This window comes from Mesorhizobium sp. P3_A2, from assembly GCF_056403115.1.
This window is the reverse complement of the sequence record NZ_JBFUGC010000002.1, coordinates 37480-63483: the sequence shown is the minus strand read 5'-3', so window position 1 is coordinate 63483 and position 26004 is coordinate 37480. Positions and strand designations below refer to the sequence as shown.

The 26004-nt window shown below is 63.9% G+C and carries 22 protein-coding genes; 15 read left to right on the top strand and 7 right to left on the bottom strand.

What is annotated here, in order from left to right; genetic code table 11:
• Positions 1-104 precede the first annotated feature (104 nt).
• The 3 genes from rpsA to AC1DXM_RS04735 all read left to right on the top strand — a co-directional run bounded on the left by rpsA (position 105) and on the right by AC1DXM_RS04735 (position 3268).
• Complete coding sequence (gene rpsA / locus AC1DXM_RS04745) at positions 105-1802, top strand: 30S ribosomal protein S1 (protein ID WP_112563700.1); 1698 nt, start codon at positions 105-107, stop codon at positions 1800-1802.
• 246 nt (positions 1803-2048) lie between these two features.
• Entirely contained in the window at positions 2049-2870 is an 822-nt protein-coding gene (locus tag AC1DXM_RS04740) for an MOSC domain-containing protein (protein ID WP_477232023.1), read from the top strand.
• Positions 2871-2965: 95 nt separating this feature from the next.
• A complete protein-coding gene (locus AC1DXM_RS04735) occupies positions 2966-3268 on the top strand; it encodes a hypothetical protein (RefSeq protein WP_477232022.1) in 303 nt (100 codons plus the stop codon).
• Between the two features lie 22 nt (positions 3269-3290).
• On the opposite strand, the gene AC1DXM_RS04730 is transcribed toward AC1DXM_RS04735, so the two are convergent.
• The 4 genes from AC1DXM_RS04730 to AC1DXM_RS04715 all read right to left on the bottom strand — a co-directional run bounded on the left by AC1DXM_RS04730 (position 3291) and on the right by AC1DXM_RS04715 (position 7271).
• Positions 3291-3998, bottom strand: a complete 708-nt coding sequence (locus tag AC1DXM_RS04730; protein WP_477232021.1) for an SDR family NAD(P)-dependent oxidoreductase — start codon at positions 3996-3998, stop codon at positions 3291-3293.
• Positions 3999-4183: 185 nt separating this feature from the next.
• Complete coding sequence (locus AC1DXM_RS04725; protein WP_477232020.1) at positions 4184-5764, bottom strand: 5-guanidino-2-oxopentanoate decarboxylase; 1581 nt, start codon at positions 5762-5764, stop codon at positions 4184-4186.
• Complete coding sequence (locus AC1DXM_RS04720; RefSeq protein WP_477232019.1) at positions 5761-6429, bottom strand: TetR family transcriptional regulator C-terminal domain-containing protein; 669 nt, start codon at positions 6427-6429, stop codon at positions 5761-5763. Before AC1DXM_RS04720 ends, AC1DXM_RS04725 begins: the two co-directional genes overlap by 4 nt.
• Positions 6399-7271, bottom strand: coding sequence for a dimethylarginine dimethylaminohydrolase family protein (locus AC1DXM_RS04715; RefSeq protein WP_477232018.1), 873 nt, complete (start codon positions 7269-7271; stop codon positions 6399-6401). Before AC1DXM_RS04715 ends, AC1DXM_RS04720 begins: the two co-directional genes overlap by 31 nt.
• 214 nt (positions 7272-7485) lie before the next feature.
• Here AC1DXM_RS04715 and AC1DXM_RS04710 point away from each other — a divergent pair, with 214 nt between their 5' ends.
• From AC1DXM_RS04710 to AC1DXM_RS04675, 8 genes are all read left to right on the top strand, one after another.
• Entirely contained in the window at positions 7486-8301 is an 816-nt protein-coding gene (locus AC1DXM_RS04710; protein ID WP_477232017.1) for an ABC transporter ATP-binding protein, read from the top strand.
• Between the two features lie 54 nt (positions 8302-8355).
• Positions 8356-9156, top strand: a complete 801-nt coding sequence (locus AC1DXM_RS04705) for a transporter substrate-binding domain-containing protein (RefSeq protein ID WP_477232016.1) — start codon at positions 8356-8358, stop codon at positions 9154-9156.
• A gap of 159 nt (positions 9157-9315) precedes the next feature.
• On the top strand, positions 9316-10029 hold the full coding sequence (locus tag AC1DXM_RS04700; protein ID WP_477232458.1) for an ABC transporter permease: 714 nt from the start codon (positions 9316-9318) through the stop codon (positions 10027-10029).
• Positions 10029-10838: an ABC transporter permease gene (locus AC1DXM_RS04695; RefSeq protein WP_477232015.1), complete on the top strand. Its 810-nt coding sequence runs from the start codon at positions 10029-10031 to the stop codon at positions 10836-10838. The genes AC1DXM_RS04700 and AC1DXM_RS04695 overlap by 1 nt, the downstream gene beginning before the upstream one ends.
• Positions 10839-10958: 120 nt before the next feature.
• Positions 10959-11960, top strand: a complete 1002-nt coding sequence (locus tag AC1DXM_RS04690) for an Ldh family oxidoreductase (protein ID WP_477232014.1) — start codon at positions 10959-10961, stop codon at positions 11958-11960.
• Positions 11961-11984: 24 nt separating this feature from the next.
• Positions 11985-12344 carry an Imm45 family immunity protein gene (imm45, locus tag AC1DXM_RS04685; protein ID WP_477232013.1) on the top strand — a complete coding sequence of 120 codons (360 nt, stop codon included), beginning with the start codon at positions 11985-11987 and terminating at the stop codon, positions 12342-12344.
• A 307-nt stretch (positions 12345-12651) separates the two neighbouring features.
• On the top strand, positions 12652-13101 hold the full coding sequence (locus AC1DXM_RS04680; RefSeq protein WP_477232012.1) for a DoxX family protein: 450 nt from the start codon (positions 12652-12654) through the stop codon (positions 13099-13101).
• Positions 13102-13264: 163 nt separating this feature from the next.
• Positions 13265-14245 (top strand): complex I NDUFA9 subunit family protein, encoded by a 981-nt coding sequence (locus AC1DXM_RS04675; RefSeq protein ID WP_477232011.1) that lies wholly within the window; start codon positions 13265-13267, stop codon positions 14243-14245.
• A gap of 15 nt (positions 14246-14260) precedes the next feature.
• Here AC1DXM_RS04675 and AC1DXM_RS04670 read toward each other — a convergent pair whose 3' ends face one another.
• Positions 14261-15631 (bottom strand): cytochrome P450, encoded by a 1371-nt coding sequence (locus AC1DXM_RS04670; protein ID WP_477232010.1) that lies wholly within the window; start codon positions 15629-15631, stop codon positions 14261-14263.
• 218 nt (positions 15632-15849) lie between these two features.
• Here AC1DXM_RS04670 and AC1DXM_RS04665 point away from each other — a divergent pair, with 218 nt between their 5' ends.
• From AC1DXM_RS04665 to gyrB, 3 genes are all read left to right on the top strand, one after another.
• Positions 15850-16419 (top strand): NADPH-dependent FMN reductase, encoded by a 570-nt coding sequence (locus AC1DXM_RS04665; protein ID WP_477232009.1) that lies wholly within the window; start codon positions 15850-15852, stop codon positions 16417-16419.
• A gap of 82 nt (positions 16420-16501) precedes the next feature.
• Complete coding sequence (locus tag AC1DXM_RS04660) at positions 16502-19132, top strand: caspase family protein (protein WP_477232008.1); 2631 nt, start codon at positions 16502-16504, stop codon at positions 19130-19132.
• Between the two features lie 145 nt (positions 19133-19277).
• A complete protein-coding gene (gyrB, locus tag AC1DXM_RS04655; RefSeq protein ID WP_477232007.1) occupies positions 19278-21749 on the top strand; it encodes a DNA topoisomerase (ATP-hydrolyzing) subunit B in 2472 nt (823 codons plus the stop codon).
• 77 nt (positions 21750-21826) lie between these two features.
• Here gyrB and AC1DXM_RS04650 read toward each other — a convergent pair whose 3' ends face one another.
• On the bottom strand, positions 21827-23266 hold the full coding sequence (locus AC1DXM_RS04650) for a hypothetical protein (protein WP_477232006.1): 1440 nt from the start codon (positions 23264-23266) through the stop codon (positions 21827-21829).
• 344 nt (positions 23267-23610) lie between these two features.
• Between AC1DXM_RS04650 and AC1DXM_RS04645 the strand changes: the two genes are divergently transcribed.
• Entirely contained in the window at positions 23611-24528 is a 918-nt protein-coding gene (locus tag AC1DXM_RS04645) for a hypothetical protein (protein ID WP_477232005.1), read from the top strand.
• A gap of 72 nt (positions 24529-24600) precedes the next feature.
• On the opposite strand, the gene AC1DXM_RS04640 is transcribed toward AC1DXM_RS04645, so the two are convergent.
• A complete protein-coding gene (locus AC1DXM_RS04640) occupies positions 24601-25998 on the bottom strand; it encodes an NAD(P)(+) transhydrogenase (Re/Si-specific) subunit beta (RefSeq protein ID WP_436257699.1) in 1398 nt (465 codons plus the stop codon).
• Positions 25999-26004 lie beyond the last annotated feature (6 nt).

Sequence of the window (26004 nt, the reverse complement as noted above, 5' to 3'; positions counted from 1 at the left end):
TAGGCGGCCCAGGGCTTTTGTAGCCCGGAACGCCGGCAGGCCAACGCAACGCTAACCCACGGCGCCCGTCCCGCTTCAGAATGCGGGGCACTCCAGGAGAAAATATGTCAGCTGCAAATCCCACTCGCGACGATTTCGCGAGCCTGCTCGAAGAATCATTTACCACCGGTCACTCCGGCGAAGGCCAGGTCGTCAAGGGCACGATCCTGGCGATCGAAAAAGACATGGCCATCATCGATGTCGGCCTCAAGGTCGAAGGCCGCGTGCCGCTGAAGGAATTCGGCGTCAAGGGCAAGGACTCGACGCTCAAGGTCGGCGACACTGTCGAAGTCATGGTCGAGCGCATCGAAAACGCGCTGGGCGAAGCCGTCCTGTCGCGCGACAAGGCCCGCCGCGAAGAGAGCTGGGTCAAGCTCGAAGAGAAGTTCACCAAGGGTGAGCGCGTCGAAGGCGTCATCTTCAACCAGGTCAAGGGCGGCTTCACCGTCGACCTCGACGGCGCCGTAGCCTTCCTGCCGCGCAGCCAGGTCGATATCCGCCCGATCCGCGATGTCTCCCCGCTGATGCACAACCCGCAGCCCTTCGAGATCCTCAAGATGGATCGCCGCCGCGGCAACATCGTCGTGTCGCGCCGCACCGTTCTGGAGGAAAGCCGCGCCGAACAGCGTTCGGAAATCGTGCAGAACCTCGAAGAAGGCCAGGTTGTCGAAGGCGTCGTCAAGAACATCACCGACTACGGTGCGTTCGTCGACCTCGGCGGCATCGATGGCCTGCTGCATGTCACCGACATGGCATGGCGCCGCGTCAACCATCCGACCGAAATCCTCAACATCGGTCAGACGGTCAAGGTGCAGATCATCCGCATCAACCAGGAAACCCACCGCATCTCGCTCGGCATGAAGCAGCTCGAGAGCGATCCGTGGTCCGAGATCGGCACCAAGTTCCCGATCGGCAAGAAGATCAAGGGTACCGTCACCAACATCACCGACTACGGCGCGTTCGTCGAGTTGGAGCCGGGCATCGAAGGCCTCATCCACGTTTCGGAAATGTCGTGGACCAAGAAGAACGTGCACCCCGGCAAGATCCTGTCGACGACGCAGGAAGTCGACGTTGTGGTGCTCGAGGTCGATCCGGCCAAGCGCCGCATCTCGCTCGGCCTCAAGCAGACGCTCGAGAATCCGTGGCAGGCTTTCGCCTCCAGCCATCCGGTCGGCAGCCAGGTCGAGGGCGAGGTCAAGAACAAGACCGAGTTCGGCCTGTTCATCGGCCTCGAAGGCGACGTGGACGGCATGGTGCACCTCTCCGACCTCGACTGGACCCGTCCGGGCGAGCAGGTCATCGAAGAGTACAATCGCGGCGACATGGTCAAGGCGCAGGTGCTCGACGTCGACATCGACAAGGAGCGCATCTCGCTCGGCATCAAGCAGCTGGCCAAGGATACGGTCGGCGAAGCCGCGACTTCGGGCGAACTGCGCAAGAACGCGGTCGTCACCTGCGAAGTCATCGGCGTCAAGGATGGCGGTCTGGAAGTGCGGCTGGTCGACAGCGGCATCGAGACCTTCATCAAGCGCTCCGACCTCAGCCGTGACCGCGACGAGCAGCGCCCCGAGCGCTTCACCGTCGGCCAGAAGGTTGACGCCCGCGTCATCGCCTTCGACAAGAAGACCCGCAAGCTGCAGGTCTCGATCAAGGCGCTGGAAATCGCCGAAGAGAAGGAAGCGGTCGCACAGTACGGCTCGACCGACTCCGGCGCTTCGCTGGGCGACATCCTGGGCGCCGCGCTGAAGAAGCAGGGCAGCTAAGCCGCTTCGCGCGCAGCGCGTAAGCCTCGGCTGCTGTCGCGCTTCGCGCGCGGACTGAACAAGAAAACCCGCGGGCTGCAAGGCTCGCGGGTTTTTTCATGCGCGGTGAGAGCTGAGCGGTTGGCACAAGACAAAGACGGTGGAACCCCTTCAATTCGGCACGGGCGGCTGTAGGTTCGGGCGCATGTCGTTTGCCGGCATAAACGTGGGATGTCACGCCCTTCGGGCAAAAGAGAAGCATTGCGCATGAAGGTCGTCGAACTCTATCGCTATCCGGTCAAGAGCCTGCGCGGCCATGCCGTGCCTAGCGCCGATATCGAGACCATGGGCATGGAAGGCGACCGTCGCTGGATGGTCGTCGACAAGGACGGACAGTTCCTCACCATTCGCCAGATACCGGCAATGACGACGATCGACGTCGAGCATCGCGGCACCGGCATCCTGCTTAGGCATGACAGGCATGGCTCGCATACCGTTGACGCTCCGGGCCCAGGTGCCGCGCTGCGGCAGGTCAAGATCTGGAAGGATATGGTTGTTGCGCGGTCGGGCGATCCGGCCGCCGGCGCTTATCTCTCGGCTATTCTTGGCCGGCCAGTCGATCTCGTCTATTTCGATGATCCGAAAAACCGGCCGGTCGACCCGGAATTCGGCCAGCCTGGCGACTACGTCAACTTTGCCGACGGTTTTCCGCTGCTGATCGCCACGACGGGCTCGCTGGAGCATCTGAACAGCCATCTTGCCGCGCCCATCAAGATGGCGCGGTTTCGCCCGAACATCGTCCTCGACGCGGAAGGCGCATGGCCCGAAGACAGCTGGAAGACGATCCGCATCGGCTCTGTCGAGCTGCGGATCGCAAAGCCCTGCTCGCGCTGTGTCATCACCACCCGCGATCCGCACAGCGGCGAGCAGCCGGACCCGCGCGAGCCGTTGCAGACGCTTGGGCGTCTCCACCGCTCCGCCAAGGGCGGCATCATCTTCGGCCAGAATGCGATTCCGAACAACGCCGGCACGATCTCAATCGGCGACGCAGTCGAGGTCGTGGAGGCGGGTGTCTCGAACCTGACATAGTCGCGGGGTCTTCTAATTCCGTGGAAGCGTCGGCGGCCGCCATGCTCGCCAGGTCGGCAAAGGCCGCTAGTGGAAGCCAGACGATCGGAGGCCCCATGACCCGCATCGGTTTTGTCGCAGCATTCCTGTTGGCCGGCACAGTGGCGGCGTCACCGGCATTGCCACCCTACTGGCAGTGCAAGGCCGAGATCGACGCCATCACCGACAGCGGCGATGTTGCGCGCAGGCTGGAAAACCATGGCCCCATCGACATGATCGCGCATGTCGGAGACGACCACTACCAGGTAGGCGCCGGCGGCTGCACGCTCGATGTGTTTATCGTCGACGATGCGAGCGCGGAACCGATGCCGGGCCCGCGCAAGTTCAAGCTGCAGATGGGCGAGCTCGTCTGCAAATGAGCTGCCCCGCGGCGTCGCCTCCTCAGGCGCGGCCGTAAAGCGGCACCAGCGTGCCGCTCATCGCTAGATTGGCCGGTGATGCCAGATAGGCGATGGCTTCGGCGGCAGCTTCCAGGCTGACCCATTTGGTGACATCGGCATCCGGCATGTCGGCGCGGTTGGCCGGCGTATCGAGCGTCGAGGGCGCAATCGCGTTGACCAGTATGCCCTTGTGCTTCAGCTCTTCCGCCATTGCCACAGTCATTGCCGCCACCGCGGCCTTGCTGGCGGCATAGGCGACCATGCCGGCGCCGCGACGCGGGTCGAGCCCGGCGCGGGCCGTGACATTGACGATGCGGCCTGCCGTAGCCGAGCCAAGCATGGAGCGCACCGCGGCGCGGCAGCACAGGAAAGCGGTGCGCGCGTTGGTGTCCATCATTTCAGCAAAGGAAGCGGATTCGATCTTCTCAACCGGTGCCGCGGCAAAGCCGCCGGCCAGATGGATGGAGGCCCACAGATCGGGAACGCTGTCGTAGAAGGCATCGACCTTGGCGGGATCGGCGAGATCGACATTATGCGCCAGCCGGACGCGCTCATCAGCCGTGAAAGGAAAATGCGACGGGGCCGACGCGTGCGCATTGGGCACGTGGCAGATCGCGCCGTCGGCCAATAGTTTGCCGACGACCGCAGCACCAAGCGCGCCAGTGCCGCCGGTGACCACGATATGCCTGCCCTGAAGTGTTTCCGTCATCCTGGACCGCTCCTGTAATTTTTTATGATTATGTCGTTCTTTCGCCGCGCCCGACGCAAAGCGTCGCGCCTTTTGCACGATCACTCAACCGCCATCTCGACATGGCAGTGTTGCGTCTTTGCATCGCTCGAAGCTGCCGGCCTCCCGCTTTGCCGGCGCATGGACGTACGGCGGATGGCAAAGCGTCAATCGATGGTGATTTCGATGACGTGCGGTAGCCCGGTTGCGCGTGCGCGTTTGAGCGCATCGGCAAGATCAGCAGTACCGGCAAGCCGTTCGGCGGCAATGCCGTAAGCCTCTGCCAGCTTGCAGAAATCCGGCGGCGCCGGCGACACGCCGACTGGTTCGACGCCGACATCGAGCATCGAAGTCTCGATCTCGCGATAGCCTCTGTTGTTCCAGACGACGAAGATGACCGGCGCCGGAGCATCGAGCGCCGCGCCCAGTTCCGGCAGGGTGAACTGGAAGCCGCCATCGCCAGTGAGACACACCACCGGCACGCCGGGCATGGCAAGCGCGGCGCCGATCGCCGCCGGCGGCCCATAGCCGAGTGCGCCGAAGCCGGTGGCGGCGTTGAACCAGCCGCCCGGCCGGTCGTGGTCGTAATAGAGATTGGCGGCGTAGATCGGCTGTGTCGAATCGCCGACGATGATGGCGCCCGGCAAGGCGTCGCGGATGGTTTCCACCGCATGCACCTGTGCGGCATAGGCCGGGCTCAGTTCGGCAAAGGCCGCTTTTCGTGCCACGTCGGCGCGGCTCTCGCCGTCCTTCGCTGCGACATGATCAGGGCCCATCACGGCAAGCAAGGTTTCGATCGCCTCAGCGCAATCGGCCTGGATGCCGACGCTCACCGGGCGGCGGGCGAGCTGGTCGGCGCCGATGTCAATGCGGATCAGATTGGCAGGCAGCACGAAGCCGCCGTCGCTGTAGCCGTCATAGTCGGTCGGGCCGAATTCGGTGCCGGCGGCGATGACCAGATCGGCGCCGGCCATCAGCGCACGCACCGCTTTCAGGCTGGGGCTGGCGGGCACGCAAAGCGGATGCGCATGCAGCAGGCCCCGTGCATTGGCCGTCTGGACGACAGGCGCTCCCAGCCGCTCGGCCAGAAGCTGCAAGGGCTCACCGGCGCGCTTGGCGCCGCCGCCGGCCAGGATCAGCGGTCGCCGAGCGGCGGCGATGAGCCTGGCGGCTTCGGCAATGGCCGCGCCATCGGGCGCCGGCGGCGCCGCATTGGTGAGCAAGGCAGCAATACCGTCGGCCGGTTTGACCATGACGTCGGTCGGGATTTCGATATGCACAGGCCCCGGTCGCGAGGACGAAAACAGCGCGAAGGCCTGCGCCAAAGCGCCTGGCAATTCGCTGGCCTCGGTGACGCGCTGCGAAAACAGCGCCACCTTTTCCATCATGCCGCGCTGGTCCGGCAGCTCGTGCAGGAAGCCCAGCCCCTTGCCCAGCGTCGGCATCGCGTTGACGCCCGAAATCACCAGCATCGGCACGGAATCGGCGCGCGCCTGGCCCATGGCGGTGATGGTGTTGGTCAGCCCCGGCCCGGTGATGACAAAGGCGACGCCCGGCCTGCCGCTGGCGCGCGCATAACCATCGGCCATGAAGCCGGCGCCCTGTTCGTGCCGCGGCGTGATGTGGCGGATTTTTGAGCGCGCCAGGCCGCGGTAAAGCTCGACCGTGTGGACGCCGGGAATGCCGAAGACGGTGTCGACGCCATGCGCCTCGAGCAGCGTGATGAGGGCTTCGCCCAGCGTTGTCATTTGTTCTCTCCCTTTTCCGGCGCGAGGCCGAGCTCGGCCTCTATGGCTTTGACGCCGATCGCCGCCAATTCGCCAGGCGAGAACATCTCTGCGGCCAGACAGCCTTCGATCCAGAGCCCGTCGATGATCGCGTTGATGGCGATGGCATGGCGGCGCAGCTCATTTGCGTCCGGCCTGCGCTTTTCGGCGGCAAGCACTTCGGCCACGACCGCTTCCACCTCGTTTCGAAAGCCGAGATAGCCTTCGCGGTGCGCGCGGGCGAGCGACGGATCCGCGCCGGCGCGGCCGATAAAGGTTGCCCAGAGCGAAAACACCCGCGCGTCGATGATCGGCGCGTTGAGGTTGGCGGTGACGAAGGCCGCAAGGCGTTGGCGCGGCGAGGCGTTTTCCATGAGCAATGTCGCCTTCGCCTGCTCGGTCATGCGGCCCATCAGCGTTGCATAGGCTTCTTGCAGCAATTCCTCCTTGCCGGGGAAATAGTGCCGGATCAGCCCGGCGGTGACGCCGGCGCGCAAGGCGATGGTGCGCAGGCTGGCGCCCTCCAGCCCATGTTCCGCCACGCTGTCCAGGGTCGCGTCGATCAGGTCCTGCCGCCGCCGTTCCTCGCCCTCGCGGCGGAACTTGCGGCGCTCATTCATTGGCGCAGGATGGGCCGCGTCAGGCATGTCGGCCCACCTTCGCAGGCGATGCAGAGCGCATCCGCGTCGAAGATTTCAACCGTGCAGCCGGCTGCTTCCATCGCGGCTTTGGTCCTGGGAAAGCCTGCGACGGCAATGACCTTGTGCGGGCTGGTTGGCAGCACGTTCAGGCTGAGGCCGTTGGACGCGGCAAACTCTTCGGCGTCGCCCTCGACCAGCCGGATGCCGCGTGCCTTCAGCAACTGATAGAACGGAGCCGGCAAAAGCGGTGAATAGACCAGCGCGAGGTCGTCGGCCAGCGGGCTGATCACCGACATCAGATGCAGGCACGCCTCCTCGCCCTGCCACAGCGGCAGATCGAAGCCGTAGACGGAAATGCCAAGCGGCGCCAGCAGATTGGACACCTGCTGGATGCCTTCCTGGTTGGAGCGCACACCACGCCCGATCACCAGCGTGCTGTTATCCAGCCATACGCAATCACCGCCTTCGACCTGGCCGGGAGCCTCGACACGGCCGAGGATAGGAATACCCAGGCGTGTATAGGTTTCCTCATGCAGCGATGGCTCGCTCTCGCGCAATGGCTTGCCCATGGACAGGATCAGCGCGCCGCGGTCGGTCATCAGCGACGGGTCGTGGGTGAATACCGAGTCCGACAATCCGTCGGCCTTGTCATCGATCCATTCGATTTCGGCGCCGGAAGCCCTTACCAGTTCAGCGAGAGCCGCGTGCTGCGATGCCGCTTTCGCAGGATCGAAACCCGGGCCATAGTGCCAGGTAGCCCTGTCGGCGCCGCGCATGGCATTGGCGGCCGACCGCATCAGCACACGCCGCAACGGCGCCGCCATGGACTGTGATCCGAAAGCGCTCATCGATGTCCTTTTCGAGGTGAAAAAAATGGGAAAAATTTCATCGAACGCTATTTATACACTTGCACAATAAGGCCGCAAGTGCCGTAATGGGCGGGATTGACGGGCTCGCGCTGTTGGGTCCATGCTGAAGTCTGGAGTGGGCATTACAGCGTATGTTGATTAGCCGGATAGACGTTCGACGATCTGCCGTCGGCCATGTGGTAGAGGTCACCCGGTGAGCGCGGTGGGAGTCGCCACAGCCCCATCCGGCAAGGCGCAGAATAGTGCGGCCGAAGCCATCCATGTCGAGAACCTGCACAAGAAATTCGGCCAGCTGCATGTGCTGAAGGGCGTTTCGCTGTCGGCGCGCGACGGCGAGGTGATCGCCATCATCGGCGGCTCGGGCTCCGGCAAATCGACGCTTTTGCGCTGCATCAACTGCCTGGAAAACCCGACCAGCGGCATCATCCGCGTCAATGGCGAAGAGATCAAGCTCAAGGCCGACAGCCACGGCCACACCGTGCCCGCCGACCGCCGGCAGATCGAGCGCATCCGATCCAAGCTCGGCATGGTGTTCCAGAACTTCAACCTGTGGAGCCACATGACGCTGATCGAGAACGTCATCGAGGTTCCGGTGCATGTGCTGGGCGTCAAGCGTGACGTGGCGATCAGGGAAGCCGAGAAGCTGCTGGCGCGCGTCGGCCTCGCCGAAAAGCGCGACGTCTATCCGGCCTATCTCTCCGGCGGCCAGCAGCAGCGCGCGGCGATCGCCCGCGCCTTGGCCATCAACCCGCGCGTCATGCTGTTCGACGAGCCGACATCGGCGCTCGACCCGGAACTGGTCGGCGAGGTGCTGAAGGTGATCGGCGACCTGGCGCGCGAAGGGCGCACCATGGTGCTGGTGACGCATGAAATGAAGTTCGCCCGCGAGGTCGCGACCCACGTCGTCTACCTCTACAACGGGCTGGTCGAGGAAGAGGGGCCGCCGGAGCAGATCTTCGGCGCACCGAAATCCGAAAGGCTGAAGCAGTTCATCCGTAACATCGGCTAGGAAGGCCGGGACGGAAGAAAACCGGGAACCAACAACAAACTGGGAGTCGTGACTATGAAGACTGTTCTGAAAACCTTCGCCGCAGCGCTGCTGCTCGGCGTCGCCGCCATGGGCGTGGCCAAGGCCGATCCGGTCAAGATCGGTGTTAGCGCCGAGCCCTATCCGCCCTTCTCCTCGCCGGATGCATCGGGCAAATGGGTCGGCTGGGAAATCGACTTCATCGACGCCGTCTGCGCCGAGGAAAAACTCGATTGCGTCATCACCCCTGTCGCCTGGGACGGCATCATCCCGGCGCTGACGACCAAGAAGATCGACCTCATCGTCGCCTCTATGTCGATCACCGCCGAACGCGAGAAGACCATCGACTTCTCGGACAAGTACTATAACACGCCGACCGCCATCATCGGCCCGAAGGACCAGAAATTCGGCGCGACGCCAGACGACCTCAAGGGCAAAGTGCTCGGCGTGCAGGTGTCGACCACCCATGCGGCCTATGCCAAGAAGCATTTCGGCCCCACGGCCGCCGAGATTAAGGAATACCAGACGCAGGACGAAGCCAACAACGATCTGGCCGCAGGCCGCCTCGACGCCGTGCAGGCCGATTCCATCGCGCTCGACGCGTTCCTGAAATCGGACCAGGGCAAAGCCTGCTGCGACCTGAAGGGCATGGTGGCTCCCGATGACGAGGTGCTCGGGCCGGGCGTCGGCGCCGGCGTGCGCAAGGAAGACACCGAGCTTAAAGACAAGATCAACGCCGGTATCAAGGCGATCCGCGCCAACGGCAAATATGACGAGATCTCGAAGAAGTACTTCGATTTCGACATTTACGGCGGCGGCGGCGCGCAGTCGAACTGACGATCCTCGCATGAGCTGAGGGGCATGGCGTCAGCGCCATGCCTCTTCTGGCTGATCTTTCCCAGACATGCTTGCCGGCGGCGCTGCCGTCGGCGGGTTAGAGCCAGCAATCCGGGGGCGACGCTGATCGACGCACTTCTTTCGGCCTCGGCGGCCGGCATCATCGAGCTTCTTTCGCCCTACCCGCCGGGCTGGGGCGGCACGCTGTTGCTTGGACTGCTCCATTCGATCGAGATCGCGCTGGGCGCCACGGTCCTCGGTCTCCTGATCGGCACCGGCGGCGCTTTCGGCAAGCTCTATGGCGGCCCGGTCGTGCGCGACCTGCTCGCCGTCTACACGACCGTGGTGCGCGCCGTACCCGAACTGGTGCTGATCCTGCTGCTCTATTATGCCGGGACGGACCTGATCAACCAGGCGCTGACCGCCATGGGCTACCAGCGCGTCGACATCAGCGGCCTTGCCGCAGGCATCGCCGTGCTCGGTTTTGTCCAGGGCGCCTATTCGACCGAGGTTATCCGCGGTGCGATCCTGGCCATTCCGCAGGGCCAGATCGAAGCGGCCCGCGCCTATGGCATGTCACCGGGCCTGATGCTGCGGCGCATAACGCTGCCGGCGATGCTGCCCTTCGCCATACCGGGCCTCGCCAATCTGTGGCTGATCGCCACCAAGGACACAGCACTTCTGGCGGTCGTCGGCTTCTACGAGCTGGCGCTGGCAACGCGGCAGGCCGCCGGCGTCACCAAAGCTTATTTCACCTTCTTTTTCGCCGCGGGCGTGCTCTATCTCATCTTGTCGCTTGTCTCCAACCTGCTCATCGGCCGTGTCGAGGCCTGGTCGCGGCGCGGCATGCCATCGCTCAAGGATACGCGCTGATGGCGGGAGAGGCGACCATCATCAACGCTGCCGCACGGACGTCGCTATGGCTGCAGCCGCATCGCATCATGCTGATCCTGGTCGCGATCGCGCTGGTTCTCGGTGCGGCGTTCTTCATGCGTTGGGACTGGCTGCCGCAATATTATGAAATGGGACTGCTGGGCATCTGGCGCTCGCTGTGGATCCTCGCCGTCACCTGCTTTCTCGGTTTCCTGCTCGCCGTACCGCTGGGGCTCGCGCAGGCCACCGGCTCATTCTGGTTTTCCGCACCGGCCAGGACATTCTGCACCGTTATCCGGGGCACGCCGCTGCTGATCCAGCTGTGGCTGCTCTATTACGGGCTGGGCTCGCTGTTTCCGCAATATCCGTGGATCCGCGAATCCTGGATGTGGCCGTATCTCAGGCAAGCCTGGCCCTATGGCGTGCTGGCGCTGACCTTGTCCTTCGCCGGTTACGAGGGCGAGGTAATGCGCGGCGCCTTTGCCGGCGTGCCCAAAGGACAGCTCGAGGCTGCCCGCGCGTTTGGCATGAGCCGTTGGAAGATTTTCCGCCGCATATGGCTGCCGCAGGCCATCTACCGGGCGCTGCCGACGCTGACCGGCGAAACCGTGCTGCAATTGAAGTCAACGCCGCTGGTGGCGACGATCAGTGTCATCGACATCTTCGCCGTCTCGTCCAAGGTGCGGCAGGACACTTACCTCACCTACGAGCCCTTGCTGCTCCTGGCGCTGATCTACATGACCATCACCGGTATTCTGGTGTTTGCCTTCAGCAAGATCGAGGCGCGGATTCCGAACAAGATTGGGTAGTGAAATGGTGAATGGTAAAATAGTGAATGGTGAATAGTCGGCGGAAAGGGGTCGCAATTTTCGCGCCCTCGCCTAAGACGGCCATTCACTATTCACTATTCACCGTCATTAAGGCTCACCATGCAACTCTCTCTCGACCAGGCAACCGGGCTTTGCCGGATGGCAGCTCTTGGCGCCGGCGCCAATGAAGAGGCGGCGCAGTCGCTCACCGCCTCGATCATCGCCGCCGAGGCGGAAGGGCTTTCGACCGTCGGACTGACGCATTTCATCGATTACCTCGAGGCGCTCGAAGCCGGCCGCATCGACGGCAATGCCGATCCGGTGATCACCCGGCCGGCGCTCGCCGTCTACCTCTCCGATGCGCGCGGCGGGCTGGCGCATACCGGCTTCGACCGCACCATCGACGACCTTGCCAAGGCGGCAAAGCTGTTCGGCGTCGCCATCTTCTCGCAGAAGAACGCCTATACGTGCGGCGCGCTCGGTTATTTCACCGGGCGTCTGGCGCAGATGGGGCTGGTCTCTTTCGCCGCCACCAACGGGCCGGCAGTGCTGGCTGGCTCGGGCTCGGTCAAGCCGGTCTATTGCACCAATCCGATGTCGTTTGCCGCGCCCGCTGCCGATGGCGCGCCGCTGGTCATCGACCAGTCGTCGAGCGCCACCGCCTTCGTCAACATCCGCAAGGCGGCCGAGGACGGCAAGAAGATCCCGGAAGGCTGGGCGCTGGACGCCAGCGGCAATCCGACCACCGATCCGGCCGCGGCCATGAAAGGCGCCATGCTGGCCTTCGGTGGCCAGCGCGGCGCCAACATCGCGCTGATGGTCGAAGTGCTGGCGGCCGGCCTGTCGGGCGCCAACTGGTCGCTCGACGCCCCTTGGTTCACCGGCGGGCCGGACAGCCCGGGAACCGGCCTGTTCGTGCTGGCCGTCGAGCCCAAGCTGCTCGATCCGGATTTCGAGCAGCGCATGAAGGACCAGCTCGACCGGCTGCGGCGGCGCTTTGGCGTGCATGTGCCGGGCCGCGCCCGCGCCGAAGCGGCGGAAAAGGCGCAGGCCCGCGGCATCAACGCCCCCAAGGCGGTGGTGCAGCGCATTTCCGAATTCGCCGAGCGGTATTCGGGCTGAAGCAGTCTCGTCCAGGAGTTCGACTTGGATATTCCGAAAATGACCTGGACCAGGCTGGATCATCTGAAGGATGATCCGCCTCTTTTTCGCGGATCGCTGTTTCGCTACCGGAAGATGGCGCCCATAGAGGAAGTCATCGACGACATGCTTTTTGAAACGCATGAGGCGTCAGGCCTGGGTCTGGTTCGCGATTCCGGCTATGGAGCAGGCAACGTCCTCGTATTTCTTCCGGCAGAGGCGAAGGTCCCGGGCAAGGTGGTGGCCATTTCGCCCGAATGGCTAAGGCACAATTGGCAAAATTGGGTCGATAGCGAATCCACCCCCGACCAGGTCTGGGTTTGCCTGGCTGGTCGCCCAGCACCAGACAAACTGCCCGAAGACTAGCTTTTCGCAGCACGCCCGTTGAACCTTTTCGGGCGCGGCAGCGACCAATAGCTGCCGGGTCGGGTTTGCCCGGTCGGTGCCTTCTGTCGGATGCGTTTTGGGCCGGGGCGGGCGTATGCCGTCTCAGGTCAGCCGCCTCGGACCCTGTCTCGACCGTTGCGTCACCCGGAAAACCCCGCTTCGGCGGGGTTTTCTGCGTCTCATGCCAGGCGCGCTAAACATGATAACGAAAGTTAACTTTTGTTAACTTGACTTGCCGGGAACCATCGGGCGTTTGCGAGGGGTCATCACAACAACAGGAGCTACGATGTCCGTAACCGACGCTTCCCGCGGCAGACTGATCATCCCGGCGTTTGGCCGCCTGTATTCGTCGCTGCATGACGGCGTGGAAACCCTGCTTCGCGTCGTCGCCGGTGGGTTCCTCACCATCCACGGCTCGCAGAAGATCACCAACCCTTTCGGCGCCGCCGAAATGGTCGAAGGCCTCGGCTTCTATCCCGGTGCGTTCTGGTCCCTGCTTTTGTCCTGCACCGAATTCTTCGGCGGCATTTTGATCGCCATCGGCCTGTTGACCAGGCCGGCCGCCTTCGCCGGCATGTTCGTGCTGCTGGTCACCGTCTGGTTCCACTGGATCACCGTCGGCCAGGGGTTTTCCGGCGCCGAAAAGTCGCTTCTGTGGGCGGCGATCCTGCTGTTCTTCGTCATCCGCGGCGGCAACCGCCAATCGGTCGACGCGCGTCTCGGCAAGGCCTTCTGAAAGGTGCTTTGCTTGGACGCAATTCCGGACGGAAAACCGCTTCACACTTTTCCTGGAATTGCTCAGAAAGGAGGGTGGCAGCGACGACGCGTCACCCTTTGCCTTTGAGCCAAAACGGACTATGAAACGGCTTCAGCCAAGCTTTCGAGCGCCGGAGCCAGCCATGACCGAAATCCTGCAAATCCCCAAGCTCGTGGTCGTCTTCGGCGGCTCCGGTTTCGTCGGCCGCCACATCGTGCGGGCGCTGGCCAAGCGCGGCTACCGCATCCGGGTGCCGGTGCGCCGGCCCGATCTCGCGGGCCATCTGCAGCCGCTCGGCAATGTCGGACAGATCCAGCCGGTACAGGCCAATGTGCGCGTGCGCTGGTCGGTCGACCGCGCCGTACAGGGCGCCGACCACGTCATCAACCTGGTCGCCATCCTGCATGAGACCGGCCGGCAGAAATTCAACACCGTACACGAATTCGGCGCCCGCGCCGTGGCCGAGGCAGCGCGCTCGGTCGGCGCCGGCCTCACCCATATTTCGGCGCTGGGCGCCAACCTTAACGCCGAGTCCGACTATGCCCGCACCAAAGCGCTCGGTGAAAAAGCAGTGCTGGAAACCATCCCCGACGCCATCATCTTCCGTCCCTCGATCAATTTCGGGCCGGAGGACAGCTTCTTCAACCGTTTTGCGGACATGGCGCGTTATTCACCGGTGCTGCCGCTGATCGGCGGCGGCCACACCAAATTCCAGCCGGTCTATGTCGGCGATGTCGCCGAGGCGGTGGCGCGCTCGGTCGAAGGCAAGGTCCAGGGCGGCCAGATCTACGAGCTCGGCGGGCCGCAGGTGCTCACGTTCAAGGAATGCATGGAAGAACTGCTCACCGTCATCGAGCGCAAGCGGCTGCTGGTGCCTGTGCCGTGGTGGGTGGCCAATCTGCAGGCCTCGATCCTCGGCCTGCTGCCCAATCCGCTGCTGACCAAGGACCAGGTGCTGCAGCTGCGCGAGCACAACATCGTCTCGGAGGCGGCCACCAAGGCCAACCGGACCCTTGCCGGCCTCGACATCCAGCCGCAATCGATCGGCACCATCCTGCCGAGCTACCTCTGGCGTTTCCGCGCCGCCGGCCAGTTCCAGCGCAAACCCGCAGGGATCGCGTAACCAAGGCGTCACGCCCTAAACGCGTCGCGTCACCTGCATCGGCAGGCCGCCCTGCGGCTGCGTCGTCAGTTTCTGCACCGGCCAGGGTTTGGTTTCGGCCGTCACATCGAAGCGGAAGCGCGACAGCATGATGGCGAGCGCAATGATCGCCTCCTGCATGGCGAAACTGGCGCCGATGCAGATGCGCGGCCCGGCGCCGAAAGGCAGATACTGGAAGCGGTCGATCTTCTCGCGGTTTCCTGGATGGAAGCGCTCGGGCATGAACGCGTCGGGCCTGTCCCACAATTTTCTGTGGCGGTGCACGACCCAGGGCATCACCAGCACGGCGGCGCGCTTGGGCAGCACCAGATCGTTCCACGTCTCCGTCTCGATCGGCTCGCGGTTGATCGACGGCGCCGGCGGATAAAGCCGCAGCGCCTCTTCGAAGGCGGCGCGGGTGAAGGGCATGGCATCCAGCCACTTCGTCGGATCGGGCTCGCGCGCCAGCACCGCATCGATCTCGCGCTCGATTTTTTCGCGCTCCCACGGCGCTTCGGCCAGGCAGTAAAGCGTCCAGCCGAGCGCGCGCGCGGTCGTCTCGTGACCGGCGCCGATGAAGGTGATGATGTTGTCCTCGACCTCGGCGCGCGTCAGCCCGTCCGGGCCTTCGGCCCTGAGCAGAAGCGTCAGGAAATCCTGCGGCGCGGTGTCGGGGTCGCGCTTCAGCCGCTCCTCGCGCATCTTGACCGTATCGGTGACGATCCTACGGAAGTACGCCATGGTCTTGCGGCCTCGGATGCGGGTGAGCCGCGGCAGCCATTCGGGCGCGCGCAACAGATCGAGCGGATCGACACGGCCCATGGTCTCGAACAGGCGGTCGATCTCCTGCGCGAAACTGCCGGGCTCGCCCGAGATCTCGCCGGAAAACAGCGTTTCCGCCAGGATGTCGTAGGTCAGCAGCGTCATGTCATGGGCGATATCGGACATGCCGCCACTTTCGTAGCGGGTGACGAACTGCATCGTGCGGCGCAGCATCGGCTCGGCAAAGCCGAAGATGTGGCGCGGCGTGAACACCGGCGCCATCGCCTTGCGCGAGCGCTTCCACACCTCGCCCTCGGCGGTCAGCAGGCCGTCGCGCAGGATCGGGCGCAAGATCATCTGGCGCACCGTCGCCATCTTGTAGTTCTTGGCGTTGTCGATCAGCACGTGTTTGATGAGGCCGGGATCGTTGGCGACGATCAAATGCCCGCCGACGCCATTCGCCGAAATCCAGGGTTCGTTGTAGGTGTGCTCGCCCCACAGTTCGAGCGGATTGCGGTAGACGATCCGCATCATCTCCAGCGTCGAAGGCGGCGTCGTGCGCGGCTTGGGCGCCGGTGGCACGAAGGGAGCGGGCTGTGTGTCCATGAGGTACTCCGCTGATGCCTCAATGTAGTGGCTGGCAATCGGGGCGTCCATGTGACCGAAGGGCAGACCGGAACCCTGCATCGCGGGCATGCTTCGACTGACGGTCTGTTCATCGGATCGTGACCGCCTGTGAAACGGCTGCGCCTTGTCCAGCCGGCCACTCTGCAGTAGGGGACAGTCACCAACAGATACTGCCAACCCGCCCAGGAGAGCACGCCTTGAAGCACCAGCTGAATATCATCATCGGCAGCACGCGGCCCGGCCGCGCCGGGCCGGTCTTCGCCCACTGGCTGGAGGGTTTCGCGCGCGAACACGGCAAATTCGAACCGGTGCTGACCGACATCGCCGCATTCCAGCTGCCGGTGCTGGACGAACCGCATCACCCCAGGCTCGGCAATTACCAGAACGACCACACCAAAGCCTGGTCGAAGGCCATCGATGCCGCCGACGCCTTTGTGTTCGTGGCGCCGGAGTACAATTATTTCGTCGCGCCGGCGATCGTCAACGCCATCGACTACCTCCTCCGCGAATGGAAATACAAGCCAGCCGCCATTTTCAGCTATGGCGGCGTCTCCGGCGGCCTGCGCGCCGCGCAGGCGCTCAAGCCGCTGCTGACCTCGGTCGGCATCATGCCGATCCCCGAAGGCGTCGCGCTGCCGCTCTACCAGAAACTGCTGGAGAGCGACGGCTCCTTCAAGGCCAGCGAGCAGGTGCAGGGCGGAACCAAAGCCATGCTGGATGAGCTGTCGCGCTGGAGCGAGGCGCTGAAGCCGATGCGGGCGGCGTAAAGCAGCCGGTTTTCGGCCCGGCTTGCTCATGCCATAAAGAGGTGGAATGGTCGGCAGGTGACTGAGCCGGGGGCGGTTCGACTTGCGGTTTTTGTTTGCCTTACTGCTGGTGCTTGCGACCACCGCGACGGCGGTGGCGGAGCGGCGCGTGGCGCTGGTCATTGCCGATGACGACTATCGGCTGGTGCGGAAGCTCTCCAATCCGATCAATGACGGCGAGGCGATGGAAGCGGCGCTGAAGAAGCTTGGCTTCGAAGTCGTCCTCGAAACCAACCGCGACCTCAGGCGCATGCGCCGTGCGTTGGACGATTTTCGCGAGGACGCCCAGGGCGCCGATGTGGCGCTGGTCTATTTCTCCGGCCATGGCGTCGAAATCTCCGGCGACAACCGGCTGTTACCGGTCGACGCCGACGCCTCCTCGCTCGACCAGCTGGAAAAGACCAGCCTGCCGCTGGAAGAGGTGCGCGATGCCGTGGCAGCCACTGCCAAGGTCGGGCTGATCGTGCTCGATGCCTGTCGCAGCGATCCGTTCTCTGGGACTGGCGGCGACGGGCGCGGCGCGACATCGCTGATCAAGGATCTGGTGGACAAGGTCAAGCCGGGTCTCGGGCGCATCGGCAAGGCGGAAAACATCCTGTTCGCCTTCTCGGCCGCGCCCGGCGAGACGGCCGCCGACGGAACCGGCGCGAATTCGCCCTTTACAGCGGCGCTGACGAAGTATCTCGGCACGGATGGGCTCGAAATCCGCTCGGTGCTGACGCTGGTGCAGCAGGAGGTCTATGACCTCAGCCGCGGCAAGCAGTTGCCCTATGTCGAGAACGGTCTGCCGAAGCTGTTCTTTGCCTCGGCGGCCAAGGAGCAATTGCCGGAGCGCGAACGGCTGCTGCTGGCCATGGCCGATGTGACGCCCGAGATGCGCGGTGCGGTCGAACGGGTCGCCAGCGATGCCGATATGCCGCTGGCGCCGCTCTATGGCGCGCTGATCAGCACCGATACCAGCCATCTCTCCGGTGAAAGTCTGGACGCCCGATTGCGGGAGGCGGCCGACGCTTTCGTCAAGGTGCGCGACGACATGAAGACCCTGGCCGCTGATGATCCGGCGGTGACGGCGCTGCGCCGGCAGGCCGAGGAGCAGCTGTCGCTCGGCGCCTTCGATGGCGCACGCACGATCCTTGCCAAGGCCGCCGACATCGACAATGTCTCGCGCAACGCATTGAAGTCCAAATTCGTCAGCCGCACACTGTCCGAGGCCGCGACGCGCTTTCTGTCAGGCGGCGCGGCGCGCGCCAGCCTCGACTATGCCACCGCCATAAAGGACTATGAAACGGTGCTGTCGCTCTATGGCGAGGCCGGGCAGACCTCGCTCAGCCTGGAACAGGCCGACCGCCAGAGCCGCACGCTGGAAGAACTCGGTATCCTCTATACGACGGTCGGCAATGTCGAAGCAGCCGGCCGCGCCTTCACCGCACTGCTGGCCAATCTCGAGCAGCGGGCGCGTCAGGAAACCGACCCCAGCGTCAAACGCGATCTCGCCATCAGCCATATCAAGCTCGCCAACATAAAGATGGCGCAAGGCGACCTGTCGGCTTCGCTGGAAAACTATGAGGCGGCCAGGGACATGCTGCAGGATCTGACCGCAAAGGTCCGTGACAAAAAAGACTGGCTCGGCGATCTGGCCACGGCGAACGACAAGATCGGAAATGTGCTGGCGACGCAAGGCGATGTGGCTGCGGCAGCCCAGGCCTATCAGCAAAGCCTCGCCATCAAGCAGCAATTGGCCGATGCCGAGCCGAACAGCGTCTATTTGCTGCGCGACCTGACCATTACCTATGACGAAATCGGCGATCTTGCCCGCACCGCCGGCCAGCTGGATGGCGCCCAAACGGCATTCGAAGAGAGCCTGAGAATTCGGCTGGCACTGGCCGAGAATAAACCCGATGACCCCAGGCACCAGCACGCTGTCTCCGTCAGCTACACCAGGATCGGCGACGTTCTGCGCGAGCGTGGCGACGCTGCCGGTGCGCTCGACGCCTACAACAAGAGCCAGGGGATCGCCGAAGCGCTTGTGCGCCGCGACTCAAACAACACCGATTTGAAGCGCGACCTGTCGGTCGGTTACGCCAAGATCGGCAAAGCTTACAGCGACCAGAAGGATTGGCCGCTCGCGCTGGAGTCCTTCCAGCAGGCGCTGGCCACGGCGCGCGACCTTGCCGCCATCGATCCCGGCAACACGGACTGGCAGCGCGACCTGTCTGTGTGTCTCGAACAGGTCGCCGAGGTGCTTAGAGAGCAGGGCGATGCCAGCGGTGCTCTGCAAAACTATCAGGACAGTCTTGCTATAGCCGACCGGCTGGCAAGGCTGGATCCCGCCAATTCGAACTGGCAACGCGATATGTCGATCACCCTGCAGAAGATCGGCTATCTGGAAACCGACCGACGTCACTTTGAGGGCTCCAAGGCGGCCTTCGAGGCCAGCCTCGCCATTGCCCAGAGATTGGCCCAGTCCGATCCGGACAATGCGATCTGGCAAATCGATCTGGCGCGCGCCTACGTCGCCTATGCCTATGTGGCGAGGGATCCGAAGGCGGCGCTGACCAAGGCGCTCAAGCTGACGCTGGAGCTCGACCGTACGGGACGGCTGGCGCCCGGAGACAAATTCATGATCAAATATTTGCGCAGCCTTCTGGCCCATTCCAACGCCCGAAAAAAATAGCCGACTGCCGGTTGGGGATTTAGGCTGGAAATCCCTGCAAACCTTGGAAAAACCGCCTTTAGCGCCTATATCTAGGCGATATCACACGCGCGATTCGGGGCCGATTTTTCGCGCTGCATAAGCGGCATCTAGACAACAGGTTTTCATGAGCGATCAGAGCGACAACACCAACGGCGCCGAAGCCGAATACGGCGCCGATTCCATCAAGGTTTTGAAGGGGTTGGACGCCGTCCGCAAGCGGCCGGGCATGTATATCGGCGACACCGATGACGGCTCGGGCCTGCATCACATGGTCTATGAGGTGGTCGACAACGCCATCGACGAGGCGCTGGCCGGCCATGCCGACCTGGTGACGGTGACGCTCAATCCCGACGGTTCGGTTACCGTTATCGACAATGGCCGCGGCATTCCGACCGATATCCACACCGGCGAAGGCATTTCGGCCGCCGAAGTGATCATGACGCAGCTGCATGCCGGCGGCAAATTCGACCAGAATTCCTACAAGGTGTCAGGCGGTTTGCACGGCGTCGGCGTCTCGGTGGTCAACGCGCTGTCGGCCTGGCTGAAGCTGAAAATCCGCCGCAACGGCCAGATTTTCGAGATGAGCTTCACGCATGGCAATTCCGATGCGCCGCTCAAGGCTACCGGCAGTTACGAGCAGAACAAGCAGCCCGGCACCTATGAAGGGCGCAGCGGCTCCGAAATCACCTTCTTCCCGTCGTCCGAGACCTTCACCATGGTCGAGTTCGACTTCGGCACGCTGGAGCACCGGCTGCGCGAACTCGCCTTCCTGAATTCCGGCGTGCGCATCATTTTGACCGATGCCCGCCATGCCGACCTCGTGCGCCACGAACTGCACTATGATGGCGGGCTGGAAGAGTTCGTCAAATATCTCGACCGGGTCAAGAAACCGCTGATCGACAAGCCGATCGCCATCAAGGCCGAGCGCGACGGCATTACCGTCGAAGTGGCGATGTGGTGGAACGACAGCTACCACGAGAATGTGCTGGCCTTCACCAACAACATCCCGCAGCGCGATGGCGGCACCCATCTGGCCGGTTTCCGCGGCGCGTTGACGCGCCAGATCACCGGCTATGGCGAGTCCTCGGGTCTGACCAAGAAGGAAAAGGTGGCGCTGATCGGTGACGATTGCCGCGAAGGCCTGACGGCGGTGCTGTCGGTCAAGGTTCCCGACCCGAAATTCTCCTCACAGACCAAGGACAAGCTGGTCTCGTCCGAGGTGCGTCCGGTGGTCGAAGGCCTGGTCAACGAGGCGCTCGGCACCTGGCTGGAAGAACACCCGACCGAAGGCAAGGTGGTCATCGACAAGGTGATCCAGGCGGCCGCGGCGCGCGAGGCGGCGCGCAAGGCGCGCGACATCACCCGCAAGAGTTCGCTCGGCGTCACCTCGCTGCCCGGCAAGCTGGCCGATTGCCAGGAACGCGACCCGGCGAAATCCGAAATCTTCATCGTCGAGGGTGATTCCGCCGGCGGCTCGGCCAAGGGCGGCCGTTCGCGGCAGAACCAGGCGATCCTGCCTTTGCGCGGCAAGATCCTCAATGTCGAGCGCGCCCGTTTCGATCGCATGCTCGGCTCCGAAATGATCGGCACGCTGATCACCGCGCTCGGCACCTCGATCGGCAAGGACGAGTTCAACGCCGACAAATTGCGCTACCACAAGATCATCCTGATGACCGACGCCGACGTCGACGGCGCCCATATCAGGACCTTGCTGCTCACCTTCTTCTTCCGGCAGATGCCGGAGCTGATCGAGCGCGGCCATCTCTACATCGCCCAGCCGCCGCTCTACAAAGTGACGCGCGGCAAGAGCTCGCAATACATCAAGGACGAGAGCGCCTTCGAGGAGTTCCTGATCGGCTCGGGGCTGGAAGAGGCGTCGCTGACGCTCGCCTCCGGCGAGGCGCGGGCCGGACAGGATCTGCGCGGCTCCATCGACGATGCGCTGGCGGTGCGCCAGCTGATCAACGGGCTGCACACGCGCTACAACAGGGGCGTGGTCGAGCAGGCGGCGATCGCCGGCGCGCTCAATGCCGATGTGCTCAACGATCTTGGCCGCGCCAATGCCATGGCCGAACGCGTCGCCCAGCGTCTCGACATCATTGCCGAGGACACCGAGCGCGGCTGGACCGGCCGCCTGTCGACCTCCAATGAAGGCGTCGGCGGCTATGTCTTCGAGCGCACGGTGCGCAGCGTCAAGGAATTCGCCCAGCTCGACGCCGGGCTGATCAATTCGGCCGACGCACGCCAGCTCGACCGCTATGCGCCGCGCCTCACAGAGGTCTATGGCGAGCCGCCGGTGCTGCGCCGCAAGGATGTCTCCGAAACCATTTCGGGGCCGCTGGCGCTGCTCAACGCGGTGTTTGCGACCGGCCGCAAAGGCTTGACCATGCAACGCTACAAGGGCCTCGGCGAGATGAACGCCGAGCAGCTGTGGGAAACCACGCTCGACCCGAATGTGCGCTCGCTGCTGCAGGTCAAGGTCAATGACGCGACCGATGCTGACAGCTTGTTTTCGCGGCTGATGGGCGACGAGGTCGAACCGCGGCGCGAATTCATCCAGGACAACGCGCTGTCGGTAGCCAATCTGGATATTTGAGGACGGGCGCCTCGCTATCGCTTCGTCGGGAAGGCTTCGGCCAATCTCCACCGATGAACCGCTCTCGACACCGCCGCTCAGCCTGGTTCCAGTTTGCGGCCGAGATCGACAGCATCGCGCAGCACTTGCAGATGCGAGCGCGGCGCGGCGCCTGCTGGCGGGGCGACTTCGCCGCCGGTTGCCGTCGATGACCAATAGAGCGTGTGGGTGAAGACGCGGCCGAGCGAGCCGTGCAGCTCGACCTGGATATTCTCGACGCCGGGGCCGAAATTTTCCGTCATCGGTCCCGAGATCGGATCGCCTGTCGCCCAGCCATTGCCGCGATCGAAGACGTTGGTCCAGCGCGTTGCCGCAAACACCGCGCCATGATGCACCGCGCGCTGCGCCTTGCCTGCGGCGCTGTGACCTTCCTGATATAACACGGTGCCGCCGGCCTTCCCGCCATCGGCAATCGGCGGGCACGCCGAGAACAGCCGCTCTGCAAGGCCGCGCCGGAATTCGGCGAGATTGTAGGTCACCAGAAACTCGCTGTGGGAGAGCGGGCTGCCAAGGGTGACGAAATCGCTGATCTTCCACGGCAACGGATGGTCGGCGTCCTTGGCCCGCAGTTGCTGGTAGAGCGCCCACTGCCCGCGCCGAAATCCAGCGAAGTCGTTGACGACAGCAGGCCAAGTTGAACCATCGGAACCAAGCGTTACGTTGTCGACGGCCTCGACCGCTTCCAGTTTGGCCTTGTCGCGGACGGCTTCCAGTTTTCGCGGCCGGAACTCGGCCCACAAGATCTGCAGCAGATCATAGGCGATGATCGACCCCAGGCTGTGCGAGACCAGCACAATACGGTCGTAGCTGTCGTCCTTCGTGAGCGTCTTGAGCAGCGTCAGGCCGCGGTCGCGGATCAGCGCCCGCTTCTCGATCGTTGCCGCCTCGGCGCGCACATAGGCGGCGACGTCGCCGAAATAGGGAAGGGCGAACTGATCCACTGCCCAGATGATAAAAGAGGCGAGAGCGGTGACCACCAGGCTGGTGGTCAAGGAGGCCGACAGCGCCAGCACAAGCGCTGCGCCGAGAATGATGATGACGATCAAAAGCGTCGCAAGATAAAGCTTGCGGGCGTCGGGCGGGATATCGGCGGGCTTGCGCCACAACAGGTTGGTCACCCAGGCGGCCAGCCGGCCCCGCGTCGTGCCTTGCGTGATGTCGGCCCAATAGAGTTCGTAGAAATCGGTGCGGCGTCCATCGACATCGTAAGGCGTGGTGATGCGGCGCAACTCGTGCGACTTGGTCCGGCTGTCGGGCGTGATCCAGCTCTGATTGATCCTGGCGCCGGCGGGGTCGGCCGGATCAGGGGTCCGGGCGTAAGGCGGAGCACGGGTGGGATCGCTGCTCCAGACCGCGTGGACAAAGCCGCGCAGCGTATCCATCGGCCGCTGTTCTCCCATGCCATGCACGATCACCACCGCCTGGCTGGGCTTGTGCGGCGCTTTTTTGGAAGCCGGCGATGCGACAGCTTTGGGCACCAACGTCTCCGTTGACGGCAATCCCGTTCGACTGGACGGGATTGTTTCCATGCTACCCCCGGATGCTTCCCCGAGCCAACAATACACTGCGGCCGATGCAGAACTCCGTGAACCAATCCACAGTTTTGCGGTCTTGGCGCGTGCGAACGCGCCAATAGTTCCATTCCCGGCAAACAAAATCATTTTCATTGCCCGCCGGAACGGAAGTCGCTGAGAGACATTGTGAAACCAGATCACGATTTCTCAAGGAGGCTTTCATGGGACGCGGTATTTTGCTCTGGTTGCTCGGTATTCCGATCCCGATCATCATCCTCATCATGCTGTTCGTACGGTAGGAGGCGTCGATGCAGCCCACCGTATCGGCTATCGACCTATCCGCTTCGGAAGAATCCTCCGCCACAGCCGTCAGCTGGGGGCCGATCATCGCCGGCGCCTTCGCGGCCTCGACGCTGACCTTCATCCTCATGCTGCTCGGCTCGGGGCTGGGGCTAACCATGGTCTCGCCATGGTCCGGCTCCGGCGCGTCACTGACCACCTTCGCGGTGTCCGGAGCGATTTGGCTGATCATCGTGCAATGGCTGTCCTCCGGTGTCGGCGGCTACCTCGCCGGACGCCTGCGGACCAAATGGGTCGGCGTTCACACCAACGAGGTCTATTTCCGCGACACCGCGCACGGCTTCCTCGCCTGGGCGTTGGCGACCTTGCTGGTCGTCGGCGTGCTCGGTTCGGCGCTTTCCTCCGTGCTGGGATCGGGCGTCCAAGCGGCTTCCGCAGTGGCATCAGGCGCCGCCATGGGCGCATCGGCTGGCGCGTCCGCCAATGCCGGCAGCGCATCGGCCGACAATGCGACGTCCTATCTCGTGGATTCGTTGTTCCGGCCCGCCGATGCCACCAAGCTGGTGGCGGCCAATCCGGACAGCGATGCGGCAGCGGTCGGACAGGCCTCGCGCATCCTGATCGCCAGTGCCGCGGCAGGCGAGATTTCGACTGACGACAAGACCTATCTGTCGCAGCTGGTCGCTGCCCGCACCGGTCTCTCGGAGGCCGACGCCAAGGCGCGTGTCGATGCACTGGTGGCCAAGGTCGAGGACGCGAAGGTCAAGGCAAAGCAGGCCGCCGACACCGCCAGGAAAGGCAGCGCCACCTTCGCTCTGCTTGGCGCCCTGTCGCTGGTCATCGGCGCCTTCATCGCCAGTGCTGCCGCAGCACTGGGCGGCAGGCAGCGCGATGACGAGGAAGCGGTTTTTCTGACCAACCGCTGAACCGGCCACGCCGTTCAACATAAAAAAAGCCCGGCGAAGCCGGGCTTTTTGTTGTTTGAAATTCCGCCGGGATCAGTGATCCATCGCCTTGACGATTTCCTCGGTCATCTTCTTGGCGTCGCCGAGCAGCATCATGGTGCCGTCCTTGTAGAACAGCGTGTTGTCGATGCCGGCATAGCCGGAGCCGAGCGAACGCTTGACGAACAGGCAGGTGCGCGCCTTGTCGACGTCGAGGATCGGCATGCCGTAGATCGGCGACGACTTGTCGTCACGCGCCGACGGGTTGGTGACGTCGTTGGCGCCGATGACATAGGCGACATCGGCCTGCGCGAACTCGGAATTGATGTCTTCCAGCTCGAACACCTCGTCATAGGGCACGTTGGCTTCGGCCAGCAGCACGTTCATGTGGCCGGGCATGCGGCCGGCGACCGGGTGGATGGCGTATTTCACGTCGACGCCATTGGCTTTCAGCTTGTCGGCCATTTCGCGCAGCGCATGCTGCGCCTGGGCGACCGCCATGCCGTAGCCCGGCACGATGATGACCTTCTGCGCGTTCATCATCAAATAGGCGGCGTCATCGGCCGAGCCCTGCTTGACCGTGCGCTCGATGCCGTCATCGGCGGCTGCCGCGGTCTCGCCGCCGAAGCCGCCGAGGATGACCGAGATGAACGACCGGTTCATGCCTTTGCACATGATGTAGGACAGAATCGCGCCGGACGAGCCGACCAGCGCGCCGGTGATGATCAGCGCCAGATTGCCGAGGGTGAAGCCGAGCGCGGCCGCCGCCCAGCCGGAATAGGAATTCAGCATCGAGACGACGACCGGCATGTCGGCGCCGCCGATCGGGATGATCAGCAGCACGCCGAGCAGCAGCGAGGCGGCGACGATCAGCCAGAACACCAGCTTCGCCTCGGTGGTAACCAGCAGCACGATCAGCACGATCAGCGCGATGCCGAGGACGGCGTTGATGACATGGCGGCCGCCGATCATGATCGGCTTGCCCGACATGCGGCCATCGAGCTTCAGGAAGGCGATGACCGAGCCGGTGAAGGTGATGGCGCCGATGGCGACGCCAAGGCTCATCTCGATCAGGGCCTGGGCGTGGATGTCGCCATTGGTGCCGATGCCGAAGCTTTCCGGCGCGTAGATGGCGGCAGCGGCCACCATGACGGCGGCGAGGCCGACCAGCGAGTGGAAGGCGGCGACCAGCTGCGGCATTGAGGTCATGGCGATGCGGCGCGCGGTGACGGCGCCAACGCCGCCGCCGATGGCCAGGCCAAGCACGATCAGGCCGAAGCCGCCGGCCGAAGGTACGGCCAGAGCCAGCGTGGTGGCGATGGCGATGCCCATGCCGATCATGCCGTACAAATTGCCCTGGCGGCTGGTGGTCGGATGCGACAGGCCGCGCAGCGCCATGATGAACAGGACGCCGGAGACCAGATAGAGGAAGGACGCGAAGTTGGCGTTCATGGCGCT